Here is a 9,895-nt window from a genome sequence, read left to right as displayed (position 1 = left end):
GCTTCTACATAATGTGGTCATTAATTGATGTAAGACAAGCATATTGCACGTTTTGTTACAACTTCCACAATTTCGCCGTACTCTATATTGACCATAATATGATGCACTGATATATAAGATTGCACGCATATAAAGATTTACTTACTTTGTGCTTAGTCTTTACCGTTAATAGTAAAAAGGATGATCAAATGAGCAAGTCGTACCCTGATATAACTAAACGCATTTCAGATAATATGAAGTCTCTTCGTGCTGGCATACCCGACACCATGCAAGGGTTTTCAGCCATGGCGAAAGCCGCGACTCAAGACGGCGCGCTAGATAAAAAGACCAAAGAGCTGATTGCATTGGCCATAGGTATTTCAACACGGTGCGACGGCTGTATTGGCTTTCACGTAAAAGCACTGGTCGATTTAGGGGTAACGAAAGAAGAGTTAGAAGAAACCCTAGGAATGGCCATTTATATGGGTGGCGGCCCCTCGCTGATGTACGCTGCTGATGCCATGTTAGCCTACGAGCAATTTACCAAGGAGTAATATGCTTTAGCCGAATATCGCAAACTGAAGCATTTACGAAAGGGGCTGGCACGCCAATCCCTTTCGCACTTCACTGTCGTAAAATGCACTAGTGCTGAGCGGTTTTGCCAAACAGCTTTCGATTTATACGGTTTTTGGCTGAATGCCAGTGATTCTTGGGCAGGGTAGGCGCGTTCTCGATAACGTGATCAAAAGGAATATCAGCCAACTGTACCGGTGCAACATGGGCGCAAAAAATAGTTTCTATAGACGACTGCGCAATACGTTGTAGCGACTTTCGATATTGATTTGGGTGGCATAAGGGGTAAGGTGGTACTAACTCACCTTTTACTTTTACCAATAAATCGGCCACGTACGCTTGCCGCGTAGGTTCGTGCATAATGGTAAGATCGTGGTCAGTGTGCCCCGGAGAATAAAGTACCTTCCACTCGTTAAAAAAGGGCAGATTTTGCTCGTCTTCCAGCAAGATATCAGCCCGCAATACAGGGTTATACCAAATAGACTCACGCTGCTTACCTATGCGGTTTGCTACCCACCACGTCAGGCCCAAATCAATGGCGTGGGCTGCTCTGCCCATTAAGCCAGCATACCAGCTTTTTGCTTTTGGGTGCGCGGCAATAGACGCCCCGGTTAACGCCTTAATTCTTGCAGCGCCACCAGCATGATCAGGGTGCATGTGCGTTACCACAATCAATTTTAGGTCGCTTAAAGGCCGATGTAAGGTCTCAGTAATAAACTGGCTCACCGTTTCTACATCGGCGCGACTACACCCATCTAATAGCAGTAAGCCATGCTCGTGCTCTGCTAGATAGATGTGTTGAATGTAGCCCGAAAGGGTATGGATCTTCATTTAGATTCTCATGGCGTTGAGTTGAACGCTGTCGTTAATACTACGTGGATTGTGGGTGTGACTTATTTTTGTAGCAAAACACGCCAACAATTCGTACTGAAACACTAACAAACATTACACATAACAACCAGATCAAGCAAACAACTGTAATACCAGAGCCTTAAGCCACATTAACCCTGGCTCGCCTTCTTGATGCTGATGCCAGTACAGATGTGTTTCCAATGCGGGTAAGTTGAAGGGCAGTGCCGCGATACTTAAGTTTTCGTCAGCAAGGGCGCTGGCAATAGAGCCTGGTAAGGTTAACAGCGCGTTGGTGTTCGCGGTAACCTCTGCCGCAGCCCGATAATTTTGACAACGCCATAGCGAAGGACGGCTGACTCCAAGTTGCTGTAGGGCAATCTCCTCTACCGAGGCCCCTTTTATTCGATTCGACACCGTAATATGCCGTGCATTTAAATAAGCCGCTGCACTTAGGCTATCACGCAAAGCATGCTGTGTATTCATTAGTACGGCGTAGTTATCACGGGTTAGCAAACAATGTTCAACTGGCGGTGAAATGGGCCGGCCAATGTCTACCACTAAATGTAAATTGCGATTACTTAGGTCGGCTACCATGGTGTCGCGATTTAATCGCGCACTCACAATTTCGACATTAGGGGCGTGAACTTCAAGCTTGGCTAGTAGTGCCGGTAAAACACTAAGCTCTAGCGACTCTTGCATAGCAATAACGAAGCGCTGATGGCTGTGAGCAGGATTAAATTCGGTAAATTCACTTAGTGCGCGGCGAATATTAGCTAACGCTTCTAGAATTTGAGGTGCTAACCGTTCGCAGGCGGCCGTAGGCAGCATATGGTTTTTTTCACGAGCAAATAGTGGGTCGCCAAGAATTTCGCGAAACCGTCGCATGGCGTGGCTAACCGCTGATGGCGTGATATGCAGCGACTCTGCGGCATGGGTCATGTTACGCTGCTGCCACAAGGCTTCAAACACTTTCAGTAAGTTTAAGTCGAGCTTTTCAAATTGCCGTTTATCTTGCATTAAGGCTTTCCCTTTAATACCTAAACCGCCCCACAACAAACTACGCTGAAAAACAGTGCTAAAGCCACCTATTGAAACCGGCTCTCAACATCACAACGCAGTGAATAGCATTCACAATACTATCGGACTAGATTTCATTTCATTCATTCTAGTAACTAAACTACGCTATAGCTATCAAATTTATTACCCACTGCTTTTAAGCTACTAGCCATTTGTTAAGAACCCGAGGATAGTCATGGATTTTTCGCATAACGATAAAACAAACGCCCTACTCGAAAAACTTGATGCATTTATTGCTGAACATATCGAGCCCATTGAAAATGAAGTTTATGATTTTCATCATAAAGAGAACCACCACGGTGATTGGAAAAAGTGGAAGCTACACCCTGGCACCGAGGCACTAAAACAAAAAGCCCGTGAGGCAGGATTGGCTAATTTATTTTTGCCCGATGCTGAGCTTGGTAAAGGACTAACCACGCTAGAATATGCGCCTATGGCTGAGCGTATGGGCAGATTTCTTTTCGCCCCTGAAATATTCAACTGTAACGCGCCAGATACGGGAAACATGGAAGTGCTTTATCACTTTGGTAACGATGCCCAAAAAGCCAAGTGGCTTACCCCATTGCTAGCAGGTGAAATACGTTCCGTGTTTGGCATGACAGAGCCTGATGTTGCCTCCTCTGACGCCACCAACATGGCAGCAACTATTATTGAAGATGGCGATGATGTAGTGATCAACGGCAAAAAGTGGTGGTCTACCGGTTTGGGGCATCCCAACGCTGCTTTCACTATATTCATGGGTTTATCTAACCCTGAAAACGACAAGCACAGCCGCCATAGTATGGTGATTGTGCCACTTGATACACCGGGAATTACTATAACCCGTATGCTCGATGCCTACGGCGATTACGATGCTCCTTACGGTCATGGTGAAATGCATTTTGATAATGTACGGGTAAGCAAAGAAAACCTGGTAATGGGTTTAGGCAAAGGCTTTGCTATAGCTCAAGGGCGCTTAGGGCCTGGCCGTATTCACCATTGTATGCGCGCTATCGGCATGGCTGAAAAATCACTTGAACTTGCCCTTAAGCGTGGGCACGAACGTGTCGCGTTTGGTAAGCCTATTATCCGCTTAGGCGGTAATTTAGAGCGTGTTGCTGAAGCTCGAATGGCCATAGAGCAAGCAAGGCTATTAACCCTTCACGCAGCATGGAAGATAGATAACCTTGGGGTGAAGCACGCCATGACAGAAATATCTGCCATTAAAGTGGTGGTGCCAAACATGCTGCAATCGGTCGTAGACATGGCACTGCAAATTCATGGTGGTGCTGGCATGTGTAGCGACTTCCCATTAGCACGCTTTGCCGCAGGCGCTCGTGCACTACGATTAGCCGATGGCCCTGATGAAGTGCATAAAGGCATGGTATCGCGCATAGAACTTAGAAAGTATCAATAGAACAGCCTTGAGCTAATAGACAGCCTTGAGCGGGTAAACAGCCCTGAGCGAATAGACAGCCTTGAGCAGGTAAACAGCCCTGAGCGAACAGAAAGCCTTGAGCGAACAGAAAGCCTTGAGCGTTTATAAATAGCCTTGAGCATTAAACAAAAAAAGAGGCCTACTCTTCTAAGTAGGCCTCTTTTTCTTATTCACTCTTCAGTGTCCAGTGTCCAGTGTCCAGTGTCCAAAAGAATGCTATTTACGCTACTCGCTGTCTTCATTCAAACGACTATGAATGAACTCAAGTTTGGCAAAACTTTTGTTTAACTCAGGGTTCGTCATGACTAACGCCGCCACGTGCTCATAGCTTTCTTCGCGGGTTTGCTTGGTTAAAAATCGAATCATGTCATCGCTAGGTAACCTATTTAAATCAATCCCTGTGCCAGTAGACATGGCTTGAATATACATTGCTCGCGCAGTTTTAACATACCGGGGCTCACAGGTTTTTCTGGCAATTTTACTGCCTATAGGCCGATGGTAAGAACAGAGCACGTCAAACTTCGCCACTTCATTTATTTCGTGATACATATCCAAGAAATCAAATTTAGCTTTATCGAATTCACGCTGTAATTGCGGCTTTGTTTTTTGTCCAAGCACTTCAAACTGCTCATACTGTCGAGTTTTATCATGCTGCGCAAACACTGCACTACTAAACAGTAAGGTAACGACTGTGAACAAACCTGTTAGGTACTTCACGGGGGCGCTAGATACAGCGGGAATGGTGTATGCCTTCATCATGTATTCCTTTATTGATGCGTTAAACTTAACCTAGCATATGTGCAATTTATAGGCAAAAATAATGATTACTGTGCCTTCTACTACCGCTTGGGCTCGCGCCTTTCTTGGCAATACCTTCTTTTTTAGGCCATGCTACCCACGGTGCTTTTGAATCTGCGTAGGGCAATATAATACAGTACGCCCCCAATGAGCGTTAAGGCGATAAGTTGGGGGTACACCACACTCAGTCCCGCTCCTCGGTATAGCACCCCTTGCGACGCCATAACAAAGTGCGTGTTTGGCGCAAGCAACATAATGTACTGAATCATTTCAGGCATACTTTCTCTTGGTGTTACACCACCAGACAGCAACTGAAGCGGTAATAATACTAGAATAAGCAAAAGCCCAAACTGAGGCATAGAGCGGGCAATGGTTGCCATGAATATGCCTAAACTACTCACCGCAAACAGGTGAATGGCCACCGCCAGCATAAATAACCACACGTCGCCATTAATGGGAATACCCAGCACGTATTGAATCACTAAATACACAGACATAAGTGTAGCAAGCCATACCACCAGCAAGGTGGCAGCAATTTTCGATAACATAATTTCACTGCTTGATACCGGCATTGCCAATAAGTGCTCTACTGTACCCCGCTCTTTTTCTCGAATGAGCGCCGCGCCCGATAAAATAATGGCAATCATGGTCACCGCATTAATTAGCTCCATAACCGAGCCAAACCAAAAACTTTCCAGTGCAGGGTTAAACCTTGCGCGCATCACTAAACCCACAGGATAACGGGTTTCGTATTTGTAGCCAGCAACAAAAGCAGACACCTCTTCACCAATAATTTCTGTAATGTAACCATTACCCGTAAAGGCTTGGCTAATGCGCGTGGCATCTACGTTAACTTGCACATCAGGCACTAAGCCTTTCATTACGTCTTTTTCAAAAGACGGTGGTATCGTCACCACAAAGGTGTATTTTCCCGTGTCTAAACTGGGGTTAACCTCTTGCTCGGTAATAATCTCTGGGGTTAAAAAATACGGTGGCACAAAGCCGTCTATTACCCGATGAGAAAGCTGCGAACGGTCGTGATCCACAAACGCGATAGGCGCATTATGCAGCGACTCAGGCACAGCGGTAGCCGCTGTGTAAATGTTTAAGGTGAAAACATAAAATATGAGCACCAACATTACAGGGTCGCGCCACAAGCTCCACAGTTCTTTTACGCTAAGATGCAATACATTCTTCAGCTTCATAACTTAGCGTTCCTGTTTCTTAAGTAGTACGACTGACAACCACAACGTAATTGGAATACCAATAGCAATGACATAAACCGCAAAATCTAGTGTGCCGAAACCCAATCCTTTGCTAAATATTCCCCTACTAGCCAACAAGAAATAGCTTACAGGATGTATCTCACCAATTATCTTCCCGGCTCCTTCTAAAGCGGAAACGGGCGTGATCATACCGGCAAATTGCACTGCTGGTACCATAGTACCTATGGTAGTCAGCAAAATTGCGGCAATTTGGCTATTGGTAAATACAGACGCCAATAAGCCAAAGCTGGTAGAAAATGTCACAAACAGTAAAGCGATAATGGAAAACGCGAAGACATCGCCTTTAAGCGGTACATTAAAAAAGTACACCGCCATGAGCACTAACAAGACAAAGCTGGCAAATGAAGTCGCTATATAAGGCAGCTGCTTACCCAGTAAAAATTCGAGTTTTGTCACTGGGGTAACGTACAAATTAATAATTGAGCCTAGCTCCTTTTCTCTCACTACCGCCAATGAAGTAAGTAACGCTGGAATCATTAACAGCAACATAGGAATAACGGCAGGAACAATAGCCACCAAACTTTTAATATCGGGGTTATATAAATAGCGAGACTGCACACTGATAAGTGATGTAGACGCAGTGGTACTGGTTTGAGCGGCTTGTTCTAGCAACCAGGTAACGTGAATTCCTTCCACATACCCTTCAATCGTTTCCGCCCGTGAAGGCATCGAACCATCTATCCAAGCGCCAATTTCTACATCTTCACCTTTATGTAACTTTTGTCCAAAGTCGGGCGGAATTTCAATCGCGAGCGACAACTCACCACTTTTCATTCGCCGGTCCATATCTTCGTAACTGGTAATGTCGGGTTGAGTTAAGAAATACCGCGAACCAGCGAGGCTATTAGTGTATTGCTCGCTAATCGCCGACTTGTCACGGTCGAACACCGCATACTGTAAGTCTTCTACATCCATGGTTATGCCGTAACCAATAACCACCATCAGCACCATTGAGCCTAAAAACGCCATGGTCAGGCGAATAGGGTCGCGGATTAGTTCCAGCGTTTCTCGAGTGGCGTAACTCAAAAGACGCTGAAGCGACATTTTATAGCGGATTGCTTGCTTTGCAGCCATTGGGGCATGCGCTGGTTTTGACTGAATCTCCTGCTTAGTCTCTTCTTCGGAAGTTTCACCATTCGCTGTGCGTTTTGTATCGTTATTAGCCTGAGCAGCTTCTAAGTAAGCAATAAAAGCATCTTCTAACGTTGTCGCCTTTTTATGCGCAATAATGGTAGCGGGGGAATCAGTGACCAACACTTTTCCCGCATGCATAAGTGAAATACGATCGCACCTAGCCGCTTCATTCATAAAGTGCGTGGAAATAAAAATAGTGACGCCGTCTGCTCTGGCTAAGGTGATCAGCAAGCGCCAAAAGTTGTCTCTGGCCACGGGGTCGACCCCAGATGTGGGCTCATCCAGTATGAGCACTTCAGGTTTATGTACCATCGCGACCGCCAGCGACAATCGTTGCCGTAGCCCCAACGGCAGAGATGCAGGTAGGGCGTCTTTGTGCTGGCTCAATGAAAAGCGTGCTAGCATCTCTGCTACACGCTGCTCACGCTGCGCGTCTGGCACCATAAATAAGCGTGCATGTAACACTAAATTTTGTTCTACCGAAAGCTCGTTATAGAGAGAAAACCCTTGTGACATATAACCCACGCGATAGCGCGTGGCGATATCATTAGGATCGAGCACACTGCCCAACATCCATGCTTCACCAGAGGTTTGTGGTAGAAGGCCCGTCAGCATTTTCATGGTGGTAGATTTACCGCAGCCGTTCGATCCCAGAAAACCGAATATCTCCCCTTTTTTGATAGAAAAGCTCACGTTATCTACTGCGGTAAAATCACCAAATTTCATGGTGAGGCGCTTGGCTTCTATTGCAATAGGAGCATTCGCATTATCATCAATAGGGGTAATCACCACCGGTAAATGTGAACGCCTTATCTTTTCAGGCAACAAAGCAATAAAGGCCGATTCTAGGTTAGTGGCGTTTGTTTTCGCCAATAGTTCGTCTGGCGTCCCTGTAGCCAGAACCTTTCCATCGTTCATGGCAATTAAATGCTCAAATTGTTGCGCTTCATCCATGTAAGCCGTGGCAACCAGAACGGTTAAGTCGGACTGCTCTTTATAAGAGCCACCTTTGCGAATATCGGCAATTAGTCGCCAAAACTGACTACGAGCTAGGGGGTCTACGCCGGTAGTAGGCTCGTCTAAAATTAACAGTTTAGGATCATGAATAAGGGCGCAGCACAAACCCAACTTCTGTTTCATCCCACCAGATAGCTTGCCCGCAGGACGAGACAGGAAAGGATATAACCCCGTACGCTTAGTGAGGTTATCGATGCGTTTACGGCGCTCGGCACGCCCATGGCCAAATAGCTTAGCAAAAAATTGTAAGTTTTCTTCCACCGACAACGTGGGGTACAAATTCTTCCCCAACCCCTGAGGCATGTACGCAATGTCAGCGCAGATAGCTTCACGATGAGAGCGTTCGCTAATATCACCGTTAAGCACATTTAGCTTACCTTGCTGCAATACTCGCTCACCAGCAATAAGCGATAACAAGGTAGACTTTCCGACGCCATCAGGACCAATGAAACCCACGGTGGCACCCCGAGGAATTCGAAGTGATATATCTGCGATTGCGGTAGTTGATTTGTAATGAACCGTCAGACCTTCACAGGTAATGACGTCACTCATAGCGCAACCAACTCAGGCATATCACTAGGCCATGCAGCACTGTCATCTAGCTTTACCCATACCACGCCAGGCAACCCTGTTTTCACTTTCTCGATATACTTTTGCAGCAGATCTTTAGGGATTTGTGCTTTTACCCTAAACATCAATTTTTCTCTTTCACTTTCGGTTTCTACCGAACGAGGCGTAAATTGTGCAACATCTGCTACATAAGAAATATTGGCGGGAATTGATACGTCAGGTGCAGCATCTAAAACAATTCGCGCATCTGAACCAATGGACAATCGGCCAACTTGCGTTGCAGGCAAATAAAAGGTCATATAAACGTTGGTCAAATCGACTAGACTAAGCACTCTTCCTCCGGCAGCAACCACTTCGCCTGGCTGAACAACCCGATATTGAATACGCCCGTTGCGTGGTGCTTTTAATAGCATATCGTCGATTTCAGATTCTATTTGCGCGATGGTGGCATCGCTCGCCGTAACCGCAGCTTTAGCGGACAAATACTGAGACTTTGAAGCTTCAATGGTCGCATCTGCTGCCGCTAATCTGGCCGATGCAGCATTAACCGCAGCCTTGGCACTTTCTACGGTAGTAAGGTTATCTTCAGCCAATTGCTTAGACACTGCGCCGGTTTTTGATAATTCGTTGGTTCGACGGGCATGGGCTTGTGCGGCTTTTAACTCTGCTTCTGTTTGTATTAGCGCCGCCTGCAGCGCAACTTTTTCGCTTTCACGTTGCGCAATAGCCATATCTGCTGCGGCAACTGCACTTTGCGCCTGAACTCGCTGGGCATTAGCTTGGCGAAGTTGGCCGCGAATAGTCGTGGTATCTAGTTTAGCAACCAACATTCCCGCTTCTACTTGCTCGCCTTCATCCACAAAAATTTCTTCGACTCGACCAGCCACTTTCGCAGAAATGCCAATTTCGATGGCTTCAATACGACCATTACTTGAGGCCACGCCCTCTGGTTCGGTGCTACCGAAGAAAGCTCGAAAGCCAAGCACGACTAATACAATCAACAGAAAAACTAAAACAAAAGGCGTCTTTTTTACTGTTTTCACGGCGTGTATCCTTTGTGAATAAATTCGTTGCAAGAATGAGGGAAGCGCTGCTGTACGGGGAAACGCACAAACATCCATGATGAATTATTGTACGTTTTTGGCTAACTACATCTTTGTTCTACATCAACAAACAGTCACGTTAGATATTT

At 46.0% G+C, this 9,895-nt stretch carries 8 protein-coding genes; 2 read left to right on the top strand and 6 right to left on the bottom strand.

What is annotated here, in order from left to right:
• Window positions 1–188 precede the first annotated feature (188 nt).
• Window positions 189–533 carry a carboxymuconolactone decarboxylase family protein gene (locus tag KYS23_RS19750; RefSeq protein ID WP_159527931.1) on the top strand — a complete coding sequence of 115 codons (345 nt, stop codon included), beginning with the start codon at window positions 189–191 and terminating at the stop codon, window positions 531–533.
• 88 nt (window positions 534–621) lie between these two features.
• On the opposite strand, the gene KYS23_RS19745 is transcribed toward KYS23_RS19750, so the two are convergent.
• Complete coding sequence (locus KYS23_RS19745) at window positions 622–1,383, bottom strand: MBL fold metallo-hydrolase (RefSeq protein WP_126872692.1); 762 nt, start codon at window positions 1,381–1,383, stop codon at window positions 622–624.
• A 132-nt stretch (window positions 1,384–1,515) separates the two neighbouring features.
• Window positions 1,516–2,421, bottom strand: coding sequence for a LysR family transcriptional regulator (locus KYS23_RS19740; RefSeq protein WP_126872693.1), 906 nt, complete (start codon window positions 2,419–2,421; stop codon window positions 1,516–1,518).
• Between the two features lie 235 nt (window positions 2,422–2,656).
• Between KYS23_RS19740 and KYS23_RS19735 the strand changes: the two genes are divergently transcribed.
• Window positions 2,657–3,877: an acyl-CoA dehydrogenase family protein gene (locus tag KYS23_RS19735; protein WP_013786107.1), complete on the top strand. Its 1,221-nt coding sequence runs from the start codon at window positions 2,657–2,659 to the stop codon at window positions 3,875–3,877.
• Between the two features lie 246 nt (window positions 3,878–4,123).
• Here KYS23_RS19735 and KYS23_RS19730 read toward each other — a convergent pair whose 3' ends face one another.
• From KYS23_RS19730 to KYS23_RS19715, 4 genes are all read right to left on the bottom strand, one after another.
• Window positions 4,124–4,654 (bottom strand): hypothetical protein, encoded by a 531-nt coding sequence (locus tag KYS23_RS19730; protein ID WP_159534317.1) that lies wholly within the window; start codon window positions 4,652–4,654, stop codon window positions 4,124–4,126.
• A 125-nt stretch (window positions 4,655–4,779) separates the two neighbouring features.
• Window positions 4,780–5,901 carry an ABC transporter permease gene (locus KYS23_RS19725; protein ID WP_159527929.1) on the bottom strand — a complete coding sequence of 374 codons (1,122 nt, stop codon included), beginning with the start codon at window positions 5,899–5,901 and terminating at the stop codon, window positions 4,780–4,782.
• Window positions 5,902–5,904: 3 nt separating this feature from the next.
• On the bottom strand, window positions 5,905–8,685 hold the full coding sequence (gene rbbA, locus KYS23_RS19720) for a ribosome-associated ATPase/putative transporter RbbA (RefSeq protein WP_218419917.1): 2,781 nt from the start codon (window positions 8,683–8,685) through the stop codon (window positions 5,905–5,907).
• Window positions 8,682–9,746, bottom strand: a complete 1,065-nt coding sequence (locus tag KYS23_RS19715) for an HlyD family secretion protein (RefSeq protein ID WP_159527927.1) — start codon at window positions 9,744–9,746, stop codon at window positions 8,682–8,684. Before KYS23_RS19715 ends, rbbA begins: the two co-directional genes overlap by 4 nt.
• Between the last annotated feature and the right edge of the window lie 149 nt (window positions 9,747–9,895).

Source organism: Alteromonas lipotrueae (assembly GCF_019249255.1).
GTDB classification, from domain to species: domain Bacteria; phylum Pseudomonadota; class Gammaproteobacteria; order Enterobacterales; family Alteromonadaceae; genus Alteromonas; species Alteromonas lipotrueae.
This window is presented reverse-complemented; position numbering and strand designations above follow the sequence as displayed.

Excerpts from the sequence above, each read along its gene's own strand:
- KYS23_RS19750 (WP_159527931.1), top strand. The coding sequence starts at position 189 with ATGAGCAAGTCGTACCCTGATATAACTAAACGCATTTCAGATAATATG.
- KYS23_RS19745 (WP_126872692.1), bottom strand. The coding sequence starts at position 1,383 with ATGAAGATCCATACCCTTTCGGGCTACATTCAACACATCTATCTAGCA.
- KYS23_RS19740 (WP_126872693.1), bottom strand. The coding sequence starts at position 2,421 with ATGCAAGATAAACGGCAATTTGAAAAGCTCGACTTAAACTTACTGAAA.
- KYS23_RS19735 (WP_013786107.1), top strand. The coding sequence starts at position 2,657 with ATGGATTTTTCGCATAACGATAAAACAAACGCCCTACTCGAAAAACTT.
- KYS23_RS19730 (WP_159534317.1), bottom strand. The coding sequence starts at position 4,654 with ATGAAGGCATACACCATTCCCGCTGTATCTAGCGCCCCCGTGAAGTAC.
- KYS23_RS19725 (WP_159527929.1), bottom strand. The coding sequence starts at position 5,901 with ATGAAGCTGAAGAATGTATTGCATCTTAGCGTAAAAGAACTGTGGAGC.
- rbbA (WP_218419917.1), bottom strand. The coding sequence starts at position 8,685 with ATGAGTGACGTCATTACCTGTGAAGGTCTGACGGTTCATTACAAATCA.